We start from the raw sequence: 21,800 nt of genomic DNA on the forward strand, positions 1-21,800 counted from the left end.
AAAAAATATGACTACATTCTGGCTGGCAATTTTATCATTGATAGTGATTGCATTACTTATTGTCTGGCGTATTTTTTCTTCATCTAAAGATACGCTTGGTGCAGAAAATATTAATATTCGTCAAGAAACCAATGTTACGCTTTATCATGAACACCTAGCACAACTTGAAACTGATCTAGCTGAAGGTAGTATCGAGCAAGATAGTTTTGTGCAATTAAAAGCAGAATTAGATAAAACACTATTACAAGATGCTAGCAGTTCTGAATCGGTCAGAGATACGAAAGCAACAACATGGATTTGGCCACTAGGTATTGCAATAGCTTTGATGAGTTTTAGTTTTTTTAGTTATATGAAGCTAGGTGCATACCCCTTATTAAACTCACCAACAACTAGTGCCATGAACGAGGAAAACAAGCAGATAACGCCTGAACAAATGATGGCTTTTCGTTTACAACAGCTTGAACAAGTTGTAATTGACGAACCAGAGAATGCAGAAGCCTGGTTTAGCCTAGGCCAAGCATATATCTCTATTGGTGAGTTTGACAATGCGATTGCCGCATTTGATAAAGTTATAGCACAAGTAGGTATACACGCCGAATTATTGGGCCCGAAAGCTCAAGCCATGTATTATAAAAACAATCAGCAAATTAATGCTGATATTCAGCAAGTCATTGACCAAGCATTAGCATTAGACGCATTAGATCCTGCGACCAATATTTTGTTAGGTATGAACAGTTTCAGTAATCGAGATTTTGCCAACGCCGTTAAGTACTGGGAAGTTGTATTAAATAGCGATAGACCCGGCATTAGCACTGACGCTTTAGCTGAGGCGGTTGCAGAAGCTAAAAACCAACTGCGTTTGAGTAATGAAGAATCTGCTGGTGTTGAACATAATAAAAGCTCAGATACAAGTTTACCGCAGCTAACCGTTGACGTTTCATTAGCGCAAAGTCTACAAGAAAAATTACAAAATGATGAAGATAAAGTTGTCTTTATATATGCTATTGCCGCCAATGGCCCGCGCATGCCACTGGCAGCAGTGAAATTAAAAACCAGTGATTTACCTATATCTATCGTGCTTGATGACTCGCAAGCAATGACACCACAAATGCGTTTAAGCAGTGTTAATAAAGTTAATATTTACGCGGTGGTTTCTATGCAAGGTAGTGTTGGCATTAAGTCTGGCGACTTTAAAGCAGAAGTATTGAATGTAGACACCATGAAAAAATCTCCAATAGCCATGGAAATTTCAATACAAGTACCATAACGAAATTTGTAAAGTGCTGCGGTAAAAATATTAGTTTAGCTTTACCGCTATTTTATAGCTAGATATGAGCTGATTAGGCGCTAGTTTTCACTAGTTATAATCAGCTAAACTAATGACCATAATGTTTAACATTGATTTACAGGAATTATCATGATCCCAGAGCTCGGCCATTTCGCACTTATTATTGGGTTAGCTTTTGCATTATGTTTAAGCATAGTGCCACTTATTGGTGTAGCTCAAAATAATCAACAACTTATTAATAGTGCCAAACCATTAAGTTTTGGCTTATTCTTGTTTGTTGGCATTAGTATTGTATTGTTAGCCTACAGTTTTACGGTTGATGACTTTTCTGTTAAGTATATTGCCAATCACTCGAATAGTTTATTACCTTACTATTTCAAAATAAGTGCCGTTTGGGGCGGACATGAAGGTTCAATGTTGTTATGGATATTTGCGCTAACCGTATGGACATTTGCGGTGAGTATTCATAGTAAGCAGTTGGAAAAAGAATTTGTTGCACGTGTTTTAGCCATTATGGGTATGATTGCGGTAGGCTTTATTTTCTTCACCCTGTTAACTTCTAATCCTTTTGAGCGTTTATTACCTAACTCTCCAATGGAAGGCCAAGATCTAAACCCATTGTTGCAAGATATTGGTTTAATTATTCACCCGCCATTTTTATATATGGGTTACGTGGGTTTTTCTGTAGCTTTTGCTTTTGCAATTGCGGCGTTAATGGCTGGTAAAATGGATGCAGCATGGGCTCGCTGGTCTCGTCCATGGACAGTTGCTGCTTGGTCTTTTCTCTCTATCGGTATCGCATTAGGAAGTTGGTGGGCATATTACGAACTTGGCTGGGGTGGTTGGTGGTTTTGGGATCCAGTGGAAAATGTTTCATTTATGCCATGGCTTGCGGGTACCGCACTTATTCATGCATTAGCGGTTACAGAACAACGAAATACCTTTAAGCATTGGACACTCTTGCTGGCAATATTGACCTTTAGTTTAAATTTACTCGGCGCTTTTTTAGTACGATCAGGTGTGATTACTTCAGTGCATTCATTTGCTGTAGATCCTGGTCGCGGCCTTTATTTACTGATATTACTTGCAGTAGCTGTCGGCGGTTCATTAACACTTTATGCATTTAGATCGGCAAAAGTGAGTACCCCAAGCCGTTTCACTTTTTACTCTCGTGAAAATACCATATTGGTCGCTATATCAATATTAATAACAGCAACAATCACTATTTTATTAGGCACGTTGTATCCACTGATTATAGATGCCATGGGATTAGGGAAAATTTCAGTTGGGGCCCCTTATTTTAATGCGGTATTTGTTCCTATGATGATCGCACTTTTCCTGTTTATGGGGATAGGTCCACTTATTCGCTGGAAAAAAGCTCGCAAAGGGGAGCTTTCTAAACACTTAAATGCTATCTCAGTGGTGAGTGTTATTTTTGGCGCAGCATGGCCATTTATATTCGCAGGTGAATTTAGTATCAGTGCGTTTATCGGTATGACCTTGGGTTGTTGGATTGTTTTAGCGGTATTAAAAGATGTGTTTAATAACGCGAAACAAGCTGATGGCAGCTTAAAGTTCTCAGCTGTTCCGCTTAATCATATCGGTATGGCTGTTGCACATGCAGGTATAGCTATCACAGTAATAGGTGTCACTATGGTGTCAACCTATGAAAAAGAAATTAACGTTAAAATGGCACCTGGCGAAAGTACCAATTTATCAGGTTACACCATAGAGTTTGGTGGCACTAAAAATATACTTGGCCCTAACTACAGTGCAATTCAGGGACAAGTTAAGATTTCATTAGATAATGAATTTGTCACATTGCTGAAGCCAGAGCAACGCACCTATAAAGTTCAACGTACTGGCATGACAGAAGCGGCTATTCATACCACTTTATGGCGCGATATATATGTAGCACTGGGCGATCCACTTGATAAAAACTCTTGGTCAATGCGTTTATATTACAAGCCCTTTATCGTTTGGATTTGGTTAGGTGCATTTTTTATGGCATTTGGTGGCTTTTTAGCGATACTAAGCAAGCGATACCGTAAGCGGGTTGCCGTAAAGCAACAAGGTATTAATCAACCTAATAATGAAGTTTTAAAAGAGGCATAAATTAGTGAAAAGTATTATTCGTTTTATTCCCTTAATTTTATTTGTATTATTAGGTGTATTGCTTTATCGAGGCTTATTTCTTAACCCTCAGGCCATGCCATCTGCAATGATAGGTAAACCATTACCTGACTTTCAGTTACCTATGCTCAAAGCAACCGATAAAATGGTTGGCCGCGAAGATTTAAAAGGTAATATTGTACTAGTCAATGTTTGGGCAACGTGGTGTATTCAATGTAAATATGAACACCCATACTTACTCGATATTATTAAAGATAAGCGAATTAAACTTTATGGACTTAATTTTACTGATGATCACAGTGCAGCTTTGCGTTGGTTAAAACAGTATAAAGACCCATATGTATTTTCAATTTTTGATGAACAGGGCGCTTTAGGCTTAGATATTGGTGTATTTGGCGCACCCGAAACCTTTGTCATTGATCACACCGGCATTATACGTAAACGTTTTGCAGGGCCTATTAATACACAGGTATGGAATAACGAATTTTTGCCGTTAATTGAAACCATAGAAGCAGAAATGTTGCAGGGTAAGTCTTAATGTATAACTCAGTATTTAATAATGTTCTGGGCTTAAAGCAAGTATTACGTTTAGCATTTGTTGTCCTAGTGCTAAGCGCATTTGGATTAACCAGTGCAAATGCTAGTCCAGTAGATACTTTTGAATTTAGTGACGAAGTTACTGAGTCGAGGTTTCATGTACTCTCTAAAGAGTTACGTTGTCCTAAATGTCAAAACCAAAACTTAGCCGACTCTAATTCTAAAATTGCAGTAGATTTAAGAAAAAACCTTTATAACTTATTGCAAGAAGGCAAGAGCGATCAAGAAATTATTGATTTTATGGTTTATCGTTACGGTGATTTTGTTTTATATCGCCCACCGTTAAAAGAACAAACTTATATTTTATGGTTTGGTCCTATTGTTATTCTTTTTAGCTTTTTTCTAGGCGTGGTATTCGTGTTACGAAAACGTAGCAAGCTAAAAGCCAATGAACTAGATTTATCAGCAGAAGAACAAACAAACTTAAATGACATTCTTAACAAGAAATAACCTGATAAAAGTGATCTTTAATTTACAAATGCAAAGACCATAAAACTGCGCTTGTGAACACTTAATTGTTGGATATTTGAGCGTTATCTATACGCAAGAGTAAAAGAGTTTCATTTTGATTATTATTGGGCTAACATGCCCGTTCATATCGCGATTTTAAAGCATAAAAGTTAATTGACTCACCTGCTTGACTAGCTATAGAAATTTAATTTTTATACGCTCATCAGGATTTCATTAATTTTATGTATAATAGCGGTAATTTAATACCGCAGATAAAGTCGCCCGGAAAGTAAAATACCCGCGTGTAAAGAGATAAAGATGTTAGAAAATATTCGAGAAAGCTCTCAAGGATTAACCGCTAAGATTATTCTTGGTTTTATTATTTTAACCTTCGCCGTTGCCGGTATAGGTAGCTACAGTAACTCAGTTGACTCTTCAGTTGCTGATGTTAATGGTGAAAAAATTACACAAGATGAGTTTAATAAAGCTTATCAAGCTCAACGTAATCGTATGGCACAGCAATTTGGTGAAATGTTTGAAACCTTATCAGCAGATCCAGCATACATGAGTAACTTTCGACAAGGTGTGGTTGATAATTTAATTAACCAAAAGCTTGTTGACCAAAACTCAGAAACACTCGCCATTCGAGTTTCTGATGAGCGAATTAAAAGCACAATTCGTAACATGCCAGAATTTCAAATTGACGGTGTATTTGATAACAATCGTTACTTAGCAATGATAAACCAAGCGGGTTTTTACCAATCTTCTGATTTTCGCGATTACCTTCGTACTGAAATGACACGTCGTCAATTAACTCAGGCGTTAGTGGCAAGTGAATTTAGCTTACCTTATCAAGAGAGCATGTTTTCAGAACTACAGAATCAAGAACGTGATATTCGATTTGCTACTATTAATGCCGAACAGTTTAAAGAAGGTATTGAATTAAGCGAAGAAGAGATCAACGATTACTATCTTGAAAACCAATCATATTTCGAGAATCAAGAGAAAGTAAAAGTTAATTACATTACTCTTGATGTTAACAGTATTGCTAGTTCAATCGTTTTAACGGATGCTGATGTAAAGGCATACTATGAAAACAATATTAGCCAATATCGTGACGAAGAAAAACGCCGAGTTGCCCACATTTTAATAGAGTTTGGTGACGACGAAGGAAAAGCTAGAGCAGAGATTGAAGCACTTCTTGCTAAAATCAAAGCAGGTGAAGACTTCGCTACTTTGGCGCAAGAAAACTCAGCTGATACATTTAGTGGTGAAAACGGCGGTGATTTAGACTGGATTGATGCTGGTGTTATGGATGCTACTTTTGATGAAGCCGCATTTGCTTTAACAGAGGTAGGCAGTGTCAGTGATGTTATCAGAACTGATTTTGGTTTTCACATTATTAAACTTACAGACTTGAAAGCTGAAAACGTTCAAAGTTTAGAGCAAGTACGTGAAGATATAGTTGCTAAAGCCAAAAATGAAAAAGCACAAGATAAATTCTTTGAACTTCAACAAGAAGTTGCTCGCTTAAGTTTTGAATTCCCTGACAGCTTAGATGATGCTGCTGGTGCACTTAATGTTAAAGTTCAAACTTCTGACTGGTTAACTCGTGGCGCTAATATCGCTCCTTTTAATGAAAGCGCAGTAGTAGAAGCTGCATTTTCAGATATTGTTGTTAATGAGCAATTAAACTCAGATATTATTGAAGTGAGTGACACTTTAGCGATAGTTATGCGTTTAAATGAATACCAAGACGCGAGTGTTAAGCCATTAACTGAAGTTAGTGAGTACATTGAAAATGTGCTTGTTGGTCAAAAAGCATCACAAAAAGCACAAACTGTTGCTGATGAGTTACTTGTTACATTTAAAGCTGGTACCGATGTTACAGAACAACTTAGTGCAATTGGCGCTACAATGGAAAGTAAAGCTGCTGTTACACGTGTAGGTAGTGGTTTAGATGCCAGTTTAGCTCGTGAAGCATTTAAGTTACCAAAGCCTAGCGATAACGTGGTTTCTGCAACGACTGTTAACCTAAGCAATGGTGATTTAGCATTACTTGAAGTGCAAGCTGTTAAAGTAGGCGAAGTAAAAGATTCTCCAAACTTATCACAACAGTTAACTCAACAATTAGCCCAAGCGTCATACTTAAGCTATGTAGAGTCACTTAAAGTTGATGCAGAAATTATACGTAAAGAAGTACAAGCTCCAGCTACACAATACTAGTAGTTTGTACTTTTAAAAAAACCAGCCAATTGGCTAATGCCGTTCACTTAAGGTGAGCGGCATTTTTACTTTTAACAGGGTACCTATTCTTTGAGCACTTCAACATTCTCGGATATTGCCGCTCTCGCCTTCCGGGTAAAACGAATTGCTTAGCTGACTTTGTAATATTCATTGTGTATCTGGGAATGTTACCTGGCGTACAGAATGACAACTGCGTTAACTCGTGAATAATGTGCATCGAAGCACCATTAAAACTCAGTTGGTTTGGGTGTATACCATCAAGCGATTTAGCCATTAATACCATTTGATAACGAATTAAATTATAAGCCAACAATATACCCCACAACTCCTGTCTAATAAGCTCCGGTTGATTACTTCATAAAGTAAAACGATTGTCCAATAGCGACTGTTTCATTTCTCTAAATCCTAACTCTATTTCCCATCGGTGGGCATATAAATCAACAATATCAGCTGAAGGGAAACGCATCGGATCTGTCATCGATGTTAGTATTTGAAGGTCTTTTCCTTTCACTTTTTTTGTTATTAGTCGCGCTTGCATTGTCTTTGGTAATGTTGGAAATTTTTTTCGTGATTGAGGTGTTGTGGTTAATTGGATTAACTTATCTTGGCGCCCAAAGCTTTTTATCACTTCATATTGCGTGTTTTTCTTAAGCGGCATTAACCAATGCCTCGCATTGCCGGTACTTTGCCAGCGATGTAATAAACCTAATGAATAAAAGCCGCGATCGAACAACGTTAAACTATTATCCGGTGTTTTATCAATTAGCCCTAGTGCAAGATTCATCTCATTTACATCAACACTATCGAAGACACTGTTCGTTAATAAATGGCTAGTGAGCTCCATCTGACAGACCATCCGTACTTGAGGGTAGCTGGCCTTACCATGTTGGGAGCCTGTCTTGGCAAACTCCTTATTATTTTCATCTGTGTCGGGGACTCGCCAAACAACACCATCGACACCTAGAAGATTTAAACCACACCATTGGCCATGATGAGCATCTCGGTTCCATTGTTGCTGAGTTTGCTGAAATACTGTCTCGATGACTTTGCTACCGAGTTTTTTTCTTGCTTGCGTAACCGCACTTGAGGCAACATATGGGACTCCGCTGGGCAAAATAATATCAAGCTGATTAAGCATTTGGCGCATGGGGAATTTACGAAATAATGCCATACCTATGACAGCCCACACCATATTCTCCATTGGAAGCTTACGCTTTCGAATGGTAGATATACCGTGCTCTTTAAGCCCAGCGTTAATGATTTCAGGGGATAGAATTTCGGCTAGGTTTTGAAACTCTGTAACATTATTTGAATTAACTAAAGAAAGCGCGGTAGAAAGTTGCATAATAAAAATCCAGTGATATCAATCACTGGATTTTGATCTCATAAAAAAATTAAGCAAGTTATTAATTTCTTAACTGATCGGCATTAGCCAATTGGCTGTTTTTTTGTTTTCTAAGATTTGTGGATCTTCATGAATAATGAGGATTCTCGTTCAGGACTTTTTCGGTTGTAGCTAGATAGAGTTAAATCGATTGAAACATTTACGTCCAAAGTTGTGAGAAAACTTTAAAAGACGTCACCAAAATTAAGGAACTGCAAAAACTTCCTAAACTTTGTGCTTAATGTACACTTATTGCCCAAAGCGGTCACTAGCTTTGGTGAAGTTAAGTGTATATCAGCAGCAACTTCAACCAGAAATAACTACAAGTTTGAAGGACTGCTGCAAGTTCATAGCTTACTCAATTTAATTAATTAAAAGTGCAGATTGAAGAAGTCTACAAGAGTAGAATTTAGCTGTGTTATGCTATAAATATTAAAAACATGGAAGAATATAATAACAATGAAGAAGTTAATTTTACTTTTAGCAATAGTAATTGCTTTAATAATATACATAAACCCTACTAAAAGCACCAAATCAAACAATATTGTTAATGATGTTGCTTCCGATTTGAGTGACAATGTTCCCACTGAAGTTTTTCAGTTTAGTAACAAAGAATTTGCGTCACAAAAGCTTAAGGAATTAACAATTGCAAATGCTCAATGTAAGGAGAGAAGCTTAGATTTCAGCAAGCAAGTTAACAATATACATCAGATATTAATACAAGCTCTGGAACATGAGTTGAGAAATGGAAAAACGGAACGTGAGCTACTTAGTTATTCCAAACAATATAAAACTTTTTATAATCGTTATGATAACTTACTTCTTCAAGCGAAGACAAAAATAGAGAAAGAAAAATACAACTTTACCACTTCCGTTGATATTTTAAACGACTGGAGTGGTTTATCAGTAATTAATAACTTCTCAGTCATAAATACACCCATCATAGTTCAAAGTTTAAAAGCTTTTGAAGACATGTCTAATGGATTAAGTATGGGCTTAGAGTTAGACAATGAAGTTAGTAAGTCAGATATTTTCGCTTTGCTTGAAAACGATGAAAATTTCAACACATACTTAGAATCACCTCTAGGAATAAATGGTAGCCCCGTTTTATCACCGTCTATATTATTCGTTCTAACTGGCAGCAACCTTAATATTGAAGAATTCAAACAAGCAGTATCATTGAGAAACTTTAACGTTAATGATGTTGCTGTGGCAGTTATGAATAATTTACCATTTGAATATTTAGAGCTTCTAATCAATCAAGCAGTGTCCATTGAGGACATGCCAATAATCGCACAGGGGCGCTATGATTCTTATACTAACTTAGCTGACTTAGCAGCCTCAACACATAACGTAAAGCTTCTTCAACTAATGGAAACATATGGCGTTCATCCTACAAACGAACAGGGAGTAATAACTGGTTTAGATATAGCCATAATGAACCTGCCAAATAAAGATGACGCTTATGTTAATGCTGAGAGTTTCCCAGACAAATATTTGGACACTATTAATTACTTGATTGAAAAAGGCTACAAAGCTCATGGTTCACATTATCAAATGGATAAGGAAACCATCATTTCTTTTAAAGCTCCAAATAGAAGAAGTTTTCAAAGTTCGAAAGCACTAACTCCAGATCTAAAAAAAGCGCTGCATCAAATAGAGCTAGTAGATAGCAGTTATAATCTTAATCAGGTTTTACCCGATAACTCATTGGTCTCCAAGGCAATCGAATCTATGGCACTAAGAAAAGCTACTTTAAACGATAAATCGAAGTCATGTGAGTCAATTAGAAAAGAGTTATTGGCCGAAGAAGGTTTTCTAGACCACAGTGAAACTTATGATTTGATAAAACGTATTTCACAAGGTGATGGAAATACTGCTGAAAGGTTGCATGATATTGATCCAGTTCTTGTTAATTTATGGCGTGAAACTGAATCTAGCCATAGTGTAAGCAAAGAAAGTCACAGTGACTTCATCACCATGCTACAAGAGCAGAAGTTTCAAGATGCGCTTGATTACAGCTCATCGACCCCTCTTACTAAAGTTGAAACTGACACTTTGTTGATTTCATTATTGCAAAACACTGAAAGTATTATACCTATTTGGAACGCTAGAGTAGCTTTTGCACCACCATCTGGCTTGCTAGCATTTAAACATTTACCTTTTGAAAAATGGAAGTCACTCAAAAATGAGAGGTTCGATTTTTCAATTAAAGATAGCTTTGGAAATGATCTATTTTTACCTGCTGCTTTAAACTCTCCAGAGGCAGTTCAACTATTGTTAGACTTTGGTTTGATACCAGAGGTGAATGAATTAGGTTTAGACGTATTAGATCTTTTATTAGAAGACAGTTACGAGAATGGAAGACTTAATAGAAGCTTGAGTTTAATTGTTTCTGAAGTCGAGATGTTTGAGCCTAGCCATTATTCCAGGGTAGCTAGAATCAAGAAATATTTTCCTGAAGAATATAAGAAGTTAGTTCAGCTTAGTAGCAAGTTCATGGTAGAAAGTGAAATAGAAGTAAATCAATTTAGACTTAAAGTGTATTAGAGCCATATAATATATTGAAATTTTTAATCAATCGTATGTTTTCAACTAAAGTTATAAGGAAAACTAAGCCTTGCTAATTGTTTAAAGTTATTAAATATAAGGGGATTTTGAACACTTAATGAATTAAATTAATTGATTTAACATCGACAACGTAGCTATTAAGTTAAAGCTAATAAACATATAAGTTTGATAAGGTAAAAGCTATGTTTAAATAAACGCTGTTAAGCTCTTTAACGATTTAATAACTGAAAACGTTGGCTCATAATCAGCTTTTTAGTGTATTTGTGTTTTGGCTTCTTCAAAATATCATTGGTTTTTCCAAACTCTAATACTGCCCCTTCACACATTACCATCATTTCATCACTAAAGTGTCTAACAATACCTAAATTGTGAGAAATTAAAATAAATGCTAAACCCATCTGCTGTTGTAAATCGAGCAGTAAATTAATCATTTGAGAGCGTAAAGACGGGTCGAGCGCCGCTAATGCCTCGTCAAGAATAATAACTTGTGGTTTTAATATAATAGCGCGAGCTAATGAGATACGTTGTTTTTGACCACCAGAAAACATATGCGGATAAAAACTCATATGATCGGCTAACAAACCCACTTTTTGTAGTGTCTCTCTAATTAGTTGATTACGTTCAACTTCATCGAGTTTAGTATTGAGCTGCAAAGGTTCATCAAGAAGTTGTTCAATGGTCAGGCTCGGGTTTAATGTTGTGCCAGAATCTTGAAATATCATTCTAATATGCTGGCAACGTTGCTTAAAGTTCCCTGGGGCTAATGTTTGGCCATTTAAGCGTATATCGCCTGTTGTTGGTAATTCTGCACCAACAAGTAACTTGGCAATGGTTGATTTACCAGAGCCAGTCTCTCCAACTATGGCGAGTGTTTTATGTGGCATTATGTCGAAAGAAATAGGCTCTAAAGCCGACACACATTTACGATTAAACCAATAATTTTTGTCTTTATAGGTTTTACTTAAATTACTCACTTGTAATAACACAGTACTCACGAATAGCTATCCTTAAGTGGAAAGTGACAACTTACTTGATGGCTATGGAAATTCTTAATTTTTGGCGCATGAACACACTTCTGTTGTGCTCTAGGGCATCTAGGACCTAAGCGACATCCGATAGGTAAATGCTGCAATATAGGGATGCTGCCAGGCAAGGTCATTAACCGAGATTTATTAGGGATCATCCTGTTTGCTCTTGGGCTACTATCAACAAGGGCACGAGTATAAGGGTGATAAGGTTGGTTAAATATTTGCTCAGTTGTTCCAGCTTCTACAAACTGTCCGCTGTACATTACCGTAATAGTATTTGTCCAATGGGTAACGTTTTCTAAGTCATGACTGATTAATAATATCGACATGTTTTTTAGCTGATTTAAGCTCGCCAGTAGACGAAATATTTGCCCTTGGTTAGTACTTTCCATTGCAGCTGTAGGTTCATCAGCAATTAGTAGCATAGGGCGCCTTGCAAGCGCCATAGCAATCATTACTCGCTGACATAACGCATCAGTGAGTTGATGCGGAAAGCTTTTTACACATACTTCATGCTGTTTGATACCAACTTTATGCAATAAATTAATTGCGGCTTGTTTACGTTGTTGACGCTTTTGCCAAAAAAAACCAGTAAGTTGTTCAGCATCAACGGCTTCTTCTAATTGTTCACCGATAGACGTTGTTGGATCTAAGCACGCCATAGGCTCTTGAAATATCATGGCAACGTCTTTAGTTATAATGGCTTTACGTTCTGCAGGAGACAACCGCATTAAGTCATTTCCACGCCAATGAAAGCGATCGGCATCTACTCGCCACTTTTCATCCAATACGCCAACAATTGCTTGAGCAAGTAGCGACTTTCCAGAGCCAGATTCACCAACTAAGCCGCGCACCTCACCTTCTTTCATTGTGAGGTTAACACGATCAACAGCAAATATTGGTTTTGAAGCGGTTTTAAGCTCAATAGAAAGGTTGCGTATATCAATTAAATTCATTAGTTTTCCTTGCGCACTTTCAATGCGTGGCGCATGCCTTCACCAACTAAATTGGTGGCAACAACCGAAAATAAAATAGCTAAACCAGGCAAATATACTGTCCAAGGTGCGATATAAAATAAATCAATACCGTTTGCTAGCATTGCACCCCATTCAGGCATAGGAATAGGCGCACCTAATCCCAAAAAGCCAAGCGCGGCTATGTCTAATATAGCGGCCGATTGTGCAAGAGTTGCTTGGCTGATTAGTTTTTCGATAATATTAGGAAAGATTGAGTAGCGCAAAATTCGCAATGAACTTGCACCGTCAAGGCGTGAGGCTAATACATAATCTTTTGCAAACTCTTCTCGCACAGCATTTCGGGTGATATGCACAAACTGCGGGATCAACACCATAATAATAGCCCATAAGGTGTTTTCTAAGCCCGGCCCTAATATTGCGACAATAATAATAGCTAGCAGTAAAGAGGGGATCGACAATATAACGTCGAGAAAATGATTGAGAAAGCTTGATTTAATACCCGATGTTAACGCAGATAGCGAGCCAATAACCACGCCAATAGCAAGTGAAGCAATAACCACAATAATACTTAAACCAAAAGTTAACGAAGTGCCCTGAATCAACCGCGATAACATATCACGGCCTAAGTTATCAGTACCGAGTAAAAAGCTGACATTACCTTCGTCACTCCATGCTGGTGGTAAAAGTAAATGATCTAAGTGATTCTCTACTGAAGAGTAAGGGGAAATAACATTAGCCAACACTGCGAGCACTATCAGAAACAAAAAACAGCCAAAACCAATTAAAACAACAGGCGGCTCTTTAAAGTTATGCCACAATTGCATTAATGGCGTTGGAAACTCTTCTTCTTGATATATTTTATCGCGCGCCATGATGAGGCTCCCTAGCTAAGGGGTTTAGTGCTGCATAAACAAAATCTATAATTATATGAACGATAAAAATAAAGGTTGAAAGCACGATTAAACCACCTTGAATTGCCGTGTAGTCACGCTGATAAATACTTTCTATTAACCAACGTCCAATGCCAGGCCAGCTAAAAATAACCTCAGTTACCATAGCAATAGTAATAAGATTAGCAAACTGTAAACCAACGTCTCTAATAACTTTGATAAAAGCATTACGCATAGCATGGCGATAAATAATTTGGCTAAAAGTCAGACCTTTTGCTTTAGCTGCTTTGATATAGTGAGTGTCTAAAACCTCTAACATTGCTGTACGCGCTAATCGCATAAAAATTGTCGCGGGTGCTAACGCAACTACAATAACAGGTAATATCAAGTGTCGGGTAGCATCTTGAAAAGCCTGCCATTTATATTCATTGTCACTCAGTAAAATGTCAATAAGTTGTAGGCCAGTAACAGGTTCAATTTCAAAGAGCAGGCTGATCTGGCCTGCAGAAGGTAACCAACCTAGCTGAATCGAAAATACCAATATCGCCAGTATTCCTAGCCAAAAAACGGGGATTGAATAACCCAGCATAGCAACAGTTAGAATTAAATTATCAGGTAACTTTCGATGATAAATAGCAGCACAAAAACCAATAGGAATACCAAAAAACATAGCAACTAGTAACGCAACGCAGGTCAACTCAATGGTGGCGGGCAAACGATTCAGTACTTCAGTAGCGATGGGGAGTTGGCTATTCATCGAATAGCCCATTTCACCATGAAAAAGGTGATTAAGATAACTGAAGTACTGGCTTAAAAGCCCAAACTGCTGATTGTAGTCATTAGCTAAAATGGCTAATTGTTCTGGTGAAGCATTTAATTGTCCCGTTAAATTAATGAGTTGATCGCCAGGAAACAAAAAACTTAAACTGAAAGACAATAATGTAAGCAACAAAATTGTAAAAATAAATAAACTGAGTCGGCGTAGGGTAAATATCAACATGCTAGTTTTTTGTTACCCCATTAAAATCAATTCCACCAATAGCACGTAATAGTTTGCCATTTATATTATTTGAACGAGCTTGAAATCGTTTTGAGTGAGCAATGGGGATTAACGGCACTTCTTCATTAATTAAAGCAAGGGCTTTTGAATATAACACTTTTCTTTTATTGATACTGTTTGTTTGTAAAGCGCGTTTAATGAGCCTGTCAAATTTTTCATTGCACCAAAATGTTCTATTACTTCCCGTTATTGCTGAAGAGCAGCTGAGCATTGGTGAAAAAAAGTTATCAGGATCAGGGTGATCAGCAGACCAACCTAAAAGAACACTTTGGTGTTCGCCATCTGTAATTTTACGTAAGAAAGTTGACCATTCGTAACCTGATACTATATCAACTTCAATGCCTATTTTTTGTAAATCTGCCTGAATGAGCTTTGCCATAGTCACAGCGTCTGGGTTATATGAACGTTGTACCGGCATTGCCCATAAATCCATAGAAAATCCATCGCTATAACCCGCTTCAGATAATAACTCTTGTGCTTTATTTATTGAATATTCTTGGCTTGAAATCGTTTCGTCGTAAGCCCATGAAGAGTTAGGTATTATACCGTTAGCTATTTCGGCCTGCCCAGTATAAACCGCGTCTAAAATAGCTTGCTTGTTAATAGCGTAAGACAATGCTTTACGCACTAACGGGTTGTTAAATGGTGGCTTTGCGGTATTAAAACCTAAGTAGCCAACATTAAAAGCAGTAACAGATTCTAATATTAAATTATCATGTTGTTTTATTTTTTCGTGGGCAATAGGGTAGGCGATAATATCACACTCGCCAGCTAGCAATTTGGTTAGTCTACCGGTGTCTCTTGGCGTAATATCAAAAACCAATTGTTTAATTTTTGATTTGCCTCGCCAATAATTTTCATGCGCTTCATAGCGAATAAATGAGCTAGAACTATACCATTTAAACTTAAATGGCCCTGTTCCAACAGGCAGCATATCTATCTCTTGCATGGTATTGAGTTGTAAAAGTTGATCAGCATATTCTTTTGATAAAATAACCGCAGAATCACTACCAATGTTCGCCAGAAAAGAGCTGTCAGGGCGAGTTAATTGAAAGCGCACAGTATGCTCATTAATTTTTTCTACGCTACTAATTAACTCTGCTAATTGCGCATTTTGAAAAAAAGGGTATTTACCACCCGAAACTGGATGATATTCATGGTTTACATCCAACATGCGGCTGAAGCTAAAAATAACATCATCGGCGTTAAGCGCTCGTGTGGGGGTAAAGTATCGAGTTTGGTGAAATTGCACATCTTTGCGAAGATAAAAGGTAATCATTTTACCATCGCGTGTTACATGCCAAGATTTAGCAATTGCCGGAATAATAGTATTGTCTGTAGGGTCAAACTCAAGTAGGCGATTATACAGTTGATTCGAGGTTGCATCGATTGTAGTACCTGAAGAAACCGTTTGAGGGTTAAAGCTTTCTGGCGAGCCTTCACTACAGTAAATAATACTCTCTTTACTTAAAGAGAGCGTTTCATTTGTATCGCAGCCAGCAAGAAAAGCGAGCAAAGACAATGCGAAAAAATTGTAAAATGTTTGAGTAGAGTAAGCCATAGCCAATCTTTATTCTTCGTCTGCACTACTTGAATCGAGTAGATTATATTTTTTTAAATAGCCTCTTAATTGATGATAGGTTAATTCTAAGGCATCTGCGGTTTTCTTTTGATTATATTGGCAATTAGCCAAAGCAGATTTGATCAAATCAACTTCATAATTCTGTGATAGTTCTTTTAACGACAGTGGAAATTGCAGTGAAGCAGTATTAATTGCTAATGGCTTTACTTCGGCTTTAGTCTGAGGCTTTGACTCTGTGGATGCTTCTGCTACTTCTACTTGAGGAGCCGTCTTAATTCTATCTTGTGTTTTAATACGTTTTGAAGGGCGATAAGGCGACTCAAAGGGATCAATAATTAATTCATGCACAGGTAAATGAGGATTATTGCAACGATAAACACTGCGCTCTACTACATTTTTTAATTCGCGAATATTACCCGGCCAATGGTATTCAAGTAAGGCACGTTTGGCTTTTTCTGTAAAACCACTAAACAGTTCAAACTCAAGCTCACGAGCCATATTAATGGCGAAATGTTCAGCTAAAACCAAAATGTCGTCTAATCGCTCACGTAATGGCGGCAGGGTAATAACATCAAAAGCTAACCTATCAAGTAAATCTGCACGAAATTCGCCAGCAGCGGCCATTGAAGGTAAATCTTCATTTGTAGCAGCCACTAGGCGAGCATTGGTTTTAATGGTTCTTGAACCACCAACACGTTCAAACTCGCCATATTCTACAACACGCAATAACTTCTCTTGTATTAATCCGGTAGTGTTAGCTATTTCATCTAGAAACAAAGTGCCGTTATCAGCACGTTCAAAGCGGCCCTCATGGCGCTTGCTTGCACCGGTAAAGGCGCCACTGTCATAACCAAATAATTCCGTTTCCAATAAATTTTCATTTAACGCGGCACAATTGAGTTTCAAATAGTTTTGATCCCAACGTTTTGACAGGTAATGTAAACGCGCCGCAACGAGTTCTTTACCTGTGCCACGTTCACCAATAATTAGCACGGGTTTACTTAATGGCGCTATTTGTGAAATTTGCTCAAGCACTTCCAAAAAGTTGTTAGATTGACCAATGAGATTATCTTGTTGTTTGAAACGTGTCATTTACTGACCTAATAATTGGTTTTTTTCACTAACAAATAGTGTATTTTATTACTAGCTTAGATAGAAGTCTTTTTTTAATTATTAATAAAGTATTATTAATCAAGATGTTACTTTGATTTTAAAACTTGGCGCAGAACGTGAATAGTAAAAGCTAAGACAATTAAAGTAATTTTTTGAATGAGGAAGTAATTATGGGTGTTTTTTCAAGGTTTACGGATATCATTAATTCTAATATTAACAACTTATTAGACAAAGCAGAAGATCCTGCAAAAATGGTACGCTTGATCATACAAGAAATGGAAGATACGTTAGTTGAAGTTCGCTCTTCATCAGCAAAAACTTTAGCAGATAAGAAGGATTTAGCACGCCAAATAAGTCGATTTGAAACAGATGCTACGCAATGGCAAGAAAAAGCTGAATTAGCTTTAAGCAAAGATCGTGAAGACTTAGCGCGTGCAGCATTAATGGAAAAGAAAAAATGTGCTGAAAATGCAGCAGCATTAACTGAAGAATTATCACATGTAGATGAACATATTGCTAAGTTGCAAAGTGAAATTTCACAGCTTCAAGATAAGCTAGCCGATGCTAAGTCTCGTCAAAAAGCGATTATTATGCGCGAAAAAACAGCTCACTCGCGTTTAAAAGTTAAAAAGAATATTGATAGTGATCGTGTGAATGACGCCTTAAGTCGTTTCGACCGTTACGAACGTAAAATTGATGATATAGAAGCACAGGTAGAGTCTTATGATATGGGTAGCAAGTCTTTAGCCGATGAAATTGCAGATTTAGCATCAGATGATAAAGTTGATGATGAATTAGCGCAATTAAAAGCTAAAATGAAATCAGAGCCTAAAACAAAATAATTAGACGATAGCTATTTATTACCTGCGTCAGACAACATTAAAGGAGAGTTATTGTGGATGAGATTATCATCGCCCCAGTTATTATATTTATGGTTGTAGTAGCGCCTATTTGGTTGATATTACATTATCGAAGTAAACGCCAAATAAGTCAGGGTTTCAGTGAAGAAGAGTATATTCAATTAACTGAGTTATCGACACTGGCTGACAAAATGGCAGACAGAATTAAAACTCTTGAAGCTATTTTAGATGCTGAAACACCGGAGTGGAGAAATAAATTATGACCAGCAAGCCCCGAGGTGAGTTATATAGAAATGCGAGCCAAGGAAAATTAGCGGGTGTTTGTGCAGGCATTGCCGATTACTTTGGTTGGGAATCATGGTTAGTGCGCATATTGGTTGTTTCAGGTGTGTTGCTTGGCATGGAGTGGTTTATTGTTATTTATATTGCTGCTTGGTTTATTCTAGATAAAAAGCCAGCCAATTTTAGTCATGCTCACAAAGGCAATTTTGCACAAGGGAGCCAATATCAGGCTGAGAATAAAACCGGTTCGCATCATACTAATGATGAAGATGACATAACCAATGAGTCGATTAAAGTGAAATCTCGTATCTGGCAAGCCGGAGAGCCGCCAAAACAAGCATTTCATGATATTAGACGAAAGTTTCAAACTTTAGAGTTAGAATTACAAGTGATTGAACGTTATGTGACCTCGCCTGAATTTACCGTTTCTCGAGAAATAAATAAGCTATAAATTAAAGCGGCCTAGCCGCTTTTTTTAATACCTAAATTATGAAAACTATTAAAATATTGCATGAATTATTACTATATAAGTTACAAGCAGAAGGCTGGTTCAAAACCTTTGTAAAGCTTATATAAGCGATAATATCGACTTATAACATAAGTTATTCAAGTCACTTTTTTTAACTATTTATTGCTGCAATGGTTAAAAAAATTATTGTTATTTATATCTAAAAGTAAGTACGCAATTTAAAATATCGCTTGTCATTTTACTGTGCATCAGTAATTCTTATTCCCTTCAACATATTGAAAAACATAAAAGATAGTAACCAAGCATGGCATTTATTAATAAAGCGAAGTTAGATAAGTTAAAACAAAAAGCTAGCGACATTGTTAATCGTTCTATCGATCAACATATTACGCTAGCTGTAACAGGGCTTAGCCGGAGCGGTAAAACTGCTTTCATTACTTCTTTGGTAAATCAGTTATTGAATGAGGGGAATAACTCTCAGTTAAGTTTTTTTAATGTTGTTCATCAGGGGCGTTATATTGCCGCTAAACGTGTACCTCAAAAACATTTACATATTCCCCGCTTTGAATATGACGGGGCTTTATCTGCTTTGTGTCAATCACCTTCAAAATGGCCTAAACCCACTAATGGTATCAGCGAGTTACGACTAGCGGTACGTTATCAACCGAAAGACTCGATCTTAAAGTATGCTACAGAGTCAGCAACACTCTATATTGATATAACAGATTACCCAGGAGAATGGTTGCTCGATTTGCCGATGTTATCGCAAACGTTTGAAGAGTGGTCAAAACAAACAACTGCACTGCTAATGCAAGCGCCTAGAAATGAGCACGCAAAAGCATTTCTAGATAAATTAGCCGAGTTTGACCCGTTCGCCAGTGTCGAAGAAGCAGTTTTAGCGCAATTATCGCAAGAGTACACTGATTTACTGTTACTTTTTCGCCATCAACTTGGTTTATCGGTTATTCAACCCGGGCGATTCATTCTTCCAGGCGAGCTTGAAGATGCGCCAATTTTACAGTTCTTTCCTTTTAGTGGTTTTGATGAAATCGACAGTAATGAATATCAAAATGCTAAAGACGACTGTTATATCGGTATGTTACGTGCAAGATACATTGAATATAAAGAACGTGTTGTAAGGCGTTTTTATAAAGAACACTTTGTTAATTTTGACCGCCAAATTGTGCTTGCTGACTGTTTAACGCCACTTAATAAAGGCCCAGAGAGCTTTGCTGATTTACAAAATGCTATCGCGATGATCATGGAAAGCTTTCAGTATGGTCAATCGAGCTTATTCTCGCGCTTATTTTCGCCAAAGATTGACCGGCTCCTTTTTGCGGCAACTAAGGCCGATCATGTAACACCTGAGCAGCATGAAAATTTGGTGTCATTACTGAATAAACTTGTTTTTCAAACCAAACAAACGTTAAGTTTTGATGCCATTAAAATGAAAACATTAGCTATTGCCTCCATTAAGGCGACAAAAGTAGGGAAAAGCCAATATCAAGGACAGAACATTCCAGTGATAAAAGGGCGACAGTTGAGTAATGACAAAATGCTCACACTATTTCCAGGTACTGTTCCTGCAAGCATTCCCACCCTGGAGTACTGGCAAAAACAAGCTTTTAACTATATTGCTTTTGCACCAATAGAGTCGGCGAGTATTGACGAGTGTTTACCGCACCTTCGCATGGATCAAATGTTGCAATTTTTGCTTGGAGATAAATTAAAATGATAGAAAATAAAGAAAAATATCAACAGCAAATACTGTTCGACACACTCGATGTTGATGACAGCGCCATAAAAGAAAATACCCCGCAAATTGTTGTTAATGAAGAAGACTGGGTAAGTGATGAGCACATAGAAAAAGTAGAAGATACTGTTACAACTGAAATAGAAAAACCAAGCTGGTTATGGCGAACAATTGGATTAGTATTTATTACCTTAGTTGGGGTTGAGGCGGTACAGTTTTTCATTAATGGCTTTAGTCAATCACCACTTATTGCTAGCTTATATGCCGTACTTTTGGGCGGATTATCAGTAGTTTGTGGTCGTACTGCTTGGCGAGAGTATGCAGGGCTCAGACAGTTCAAATATCAGCAGAAGCTTAAAAATAATGCGCAAGAAATTGTTAATAATGAATCAGACTTAGATGCAAAAACGTTATGTGATAAAATTTCTAAACGCTTACCGGGAGACTTAGCTGAGTTCGATCATAGTTCATGGCATAAATTGAACCTTGAAGAATATAGCGATGCAGAAATAATGCAGCTATACGAGCGAAATATCTTATCTCAGGTTGACCAAAAAGCATTAAAAGAAATTGCAAAATTCTCCTCTGAATCTGTGGTGTTGGTCGCATTAAGTCCTATTGCTATTATTGATATGTTACTGATGCTATGGCGAAACTTGCGGATGATTAATAAAATTTCTGCCTTGTACGGGCTTAAATTAGGCTACTGGAGTCGCATAAAGTTAATTAAGCAAGTTTTTATAAATATGGCCTATGCTGGCGCGAGTGAGTTAGTGGCAGATTTAGGAGCAGACTTGTTAGGTGTAGAGTTATTAGGCAAGCTATCAGCGCGCATGGCACAAGGGTTAGGTGCGGGAATGTTAACGGCAAGATTAGGACTTAAAGCTATGCATTTATGTCGACCAATTCCTTTTTCAGATGATGCACCTAAATTAGCGCATATACGTCAACAAGTTGTTAGCCAAGTACAATCACTAGTGAATAAAAAATAAATTAGCCATTGAAAATAAAGCAGTTTTTTGTTTTTGTACATTTTCATGTAACACAAATTTTACACATTTAATGTTCTGGTTGAAAAGTAGACACTTAGCAAGTAGTGCTTTTTCTACAGATGTT

17 protein-coding genes and 1 pseudogene are annotated in these 21,800 nt (G+C 37.2%); 11 read left to right on the forward strand and 7 right to left on the reverse strand.

Annotation, left to right across the window (positions count from 1 at the left end; genetic code table 11):
* Positions 1–7 precede the first annotated feature (7 nt).
* From ccmI to B6A32_RS06250, 5 genes are all read left to right on the forward strand, one after another.
* Complete coding sequence (gene ccmI / locus B6A32_RS06230; protein ID WP_085302048.1) at positions 8–1,267, forward strand: c-type cytochrome biogenesis protein CcmI; 1,260 nt, start codon at positions 8–10, stop codon at positions 1,265–1,267.
* Between the two features lie 150 nt (positions 1,268–1,417).
* The gene (locus B6A32_RS06235; RefSeq protein WP_085302050.1) at positions 1,418–3,403 is read left to right on the forward strand and encodes a heme lyase CcmF/NrfE family subunit; all 1,986 of its coding nucleotides are present in this window, start codon (positions 1,418–1,420) and stop codon (positions 3,401–3,403) included.
* A gap of 4 nt (positions 3,404–3,407) precedes the next feature.
* Entirely contained in the window at positions 3,408–3,959 is a 552-nt protein-coding gene (locus B6A32_RS06240; RefSeq protein ID WP_085302052.1) for a DsbE family thiol:disulfide interchange protein, read from the forward strand.
* Positions 3,959–4,468: a cytochrome c-type biogenesis protein gene (locus B6A32_RS06245; RefSeq protein ID WP_085302054.1), complete on the forward strand. Its 510-nt coding sequence runs from the start codon at positions 3,959–3,961 to the stop codon at positions 4,466–4,468. The genes B6A32_RS06240 and B6A32_RS06245 overlap by 1 nt, the downstream gene beginning before the upstream one ends.
* Before the next feature lie 318 nt (positions 4,469–4,786).
* Complete coding sequence (locus B6A32_RS06250) at positions 4,787–6,694, forward strand: SurA N-terminal domain-containing protein (protein WP_085302056.1); 1,908 nt, start codon at positions 4,787–4,789, stop codon at positions 6,692–6,694.
* Positions 6,695–6,737: 43 nt separating this feature from the next.
* Here the strand turns inward: B6A32_RS06250 and B6A32_RS06255 are convergent.
* Positions 6,738–8,060, reverse strand: a pseudogene (locus B6A32_RS06255) (IS4 family transposase).
* Between the two features lie 498 nt (positions 8,061–8,558).
* Here B6A32_RS06255 and B6A32_RS06260 point away from each other — a divergent pair.
* Positions 8,559–10,649 carry a hypothetical protein gene (locus B6A32_RS06260; protein WP_085302058.1) on the forward strand — a complete coding sequence of 697 codons (2,091 nt, stop codon included), beginning with the start codon at positions 8,559–8,561 and terminating at the stop codon, positions 10,647–10,649.
* A 230-nt stretch (positions 10,650–10,879) separates the two neighbouring features.
* On the opposite strand, the gene B6A32_RS06265 is transcribed toward B6A32_RS06260, so the two are convergent.
* From B6A32_RS06265 to pspF, 6 genes are read right to left on the reverse strand one after another with little or no spacing between them, the layout of a single operon-like run.
* Positions 10,880–11,665, reverse strand: a complete 786-nt coding sequence (locus B6A32_RS06265; protein ID WP_085302060.1) for an ATP-binding cassette domain-containing protein — start codon at positions 11,663–11,665, stop codon at positions 10,880–10,882.
* A complete protein-coding gene (locus B6A32_RS06270; protein ID WP_085302062.1) occupies positions 11,662–12,654 on the reverse strand; it encodes a peptide ABC transporter ATP-binding protein in 993 nt (330 codons plus the stop codon). The genes B6A32_RS06265 and B6A32_RS06270 overlap by 4 nt, the downstream gene beginning before the upstream one ends.
* On the reverse strand, positions 12,654–13,547 hold the full coding sequence (locus tag B6A32_RS06275) for an ABC transporter permease subunit (protein WP_085302064.1): 894 nt from the start codon (positions 13,545–13,547) through the stop codon (positions 12,654–12,656). Before B6A32_RS06275 ends, B6A32_RS06270 begins: the two co-directional genes overlap by 1 nt.
* Entirely contained in the window at positions 13,534–14,565 is a 1,032-nt protein-coding gene (locus B6A32_RS06280) for an ABC transporter permease (protein ID WP_085302066.1), read from the reverse strand. The genes B6A32_RS06275 and B6A32_RS06280 overlap by 14 nt, the downstream gene beginning before the upstream one ends.
* A gap of 1 nt (position 14,566) precedes the next feature.
* Positions 14,567–16,186: an ABC transporter substrate-binding protein gene (locus B6A32_RS06285; protein ID WP_085302068.1), complete on the reverse strand. Its 1,620-nt coding sequence runs from the start codon at positions 16,184–16,186 to the stop codon at positions 14,567–14,569.
* Between the two features lie 9 nt (positions 16,187–16,195).
* Positions 16,196–17,299 carry a phage shock protein operon transcriptional activator gene (gene pspF / locus B6A32_RS06290; protein WP_085302070.1) on the reverse strand — a complete coding sequence of 368 codons (1,104 nt, stop codon included), beginning with the start codon at positions 17,297–17,299 and terminating at the stop codon, positions 16,196–16,198.
* A gap of 191 nt (positions 17,300–17,490) precedes the next feature.
* On the opposite strand from pspF, the gene pspA reads away from it, so the two are divergent.
* The 5 genes from pspA (at position 17,491) to B6A32_RS06315 (ending at position 21,676) form a co-directional block, all read left to right on the forward strand.
* Positions 17,491–18,162: a phage shock protein PspA gene (gene pspA / locus B6A32_RS06295; RefSeq protein WP_085302072.1), complete on the forward strand. Its 672-nt coding sequence runs from the start codon at positions 17,491–17,493 to the stop codon at positions 18,160–18,162.
* Between the two features lie 53 nt (positions 18,163–18,215).
* Entirely contained in the window at positions 18,216–18,443 is a 228-nt protein-coding gene (pspB, locus tag B6A32_RS06300) for an envelope stress response membrane protein PspB (protein WP_085302074.1), read from the forward strand.
* On the forward strand, positions 18,440–18,913 hold the full coding sequence (pspC, locus tag B6A32_RS06305; protein ID WP_085302076.1) for an envelope stress response membrane protein PspC: 474 nt from the start codon (positions 18,440–18,442) through the stop codon (positions 18,911–18,913). The genes pspB and pspC overlap by 4 nt, the downstream gene beginning before the upstream one ends.
* Positions 18,914–19,235: 322 nt before the next feature.
* The gene (locus B6A32_RS06310) at positions 19,236–20,666 is read left to right on the forward strand and encodes a YcjX family GTP-binding protein (RefSeq protein WP_085302078.1); all 1,431 of its coding nucleotides are present in this window, start codon (positions 19,236–19,238) and stop codon (positions 20,664–20,666) included.
* Positions 20,663–21,676, forward strand: coding sequence for a YcjF family protein (locus B6A32_RS06315; protein WP_085302080.1), 1,014 nt, complete (start codon positions 20,663–20,665; stop codon positions 21,674–21,676). Before B6A32_RS06310 ends, B6A32_RS06315 begins: the two co-directional genes overlap by 4 nt.
* Positions 21,677–21,800 lie beyond the last annotated feature (124 nt).

Source organism: Colwellia polaris (assembly GCF_002104515.1).
Taxonomy (GTDB): Bacteria; Pseudomonadota; Gammaproteobacteria; order Enterobacterales; family Alteromonadaceae; genus Cognaticolwellia; species Cognaticolwellia polaris.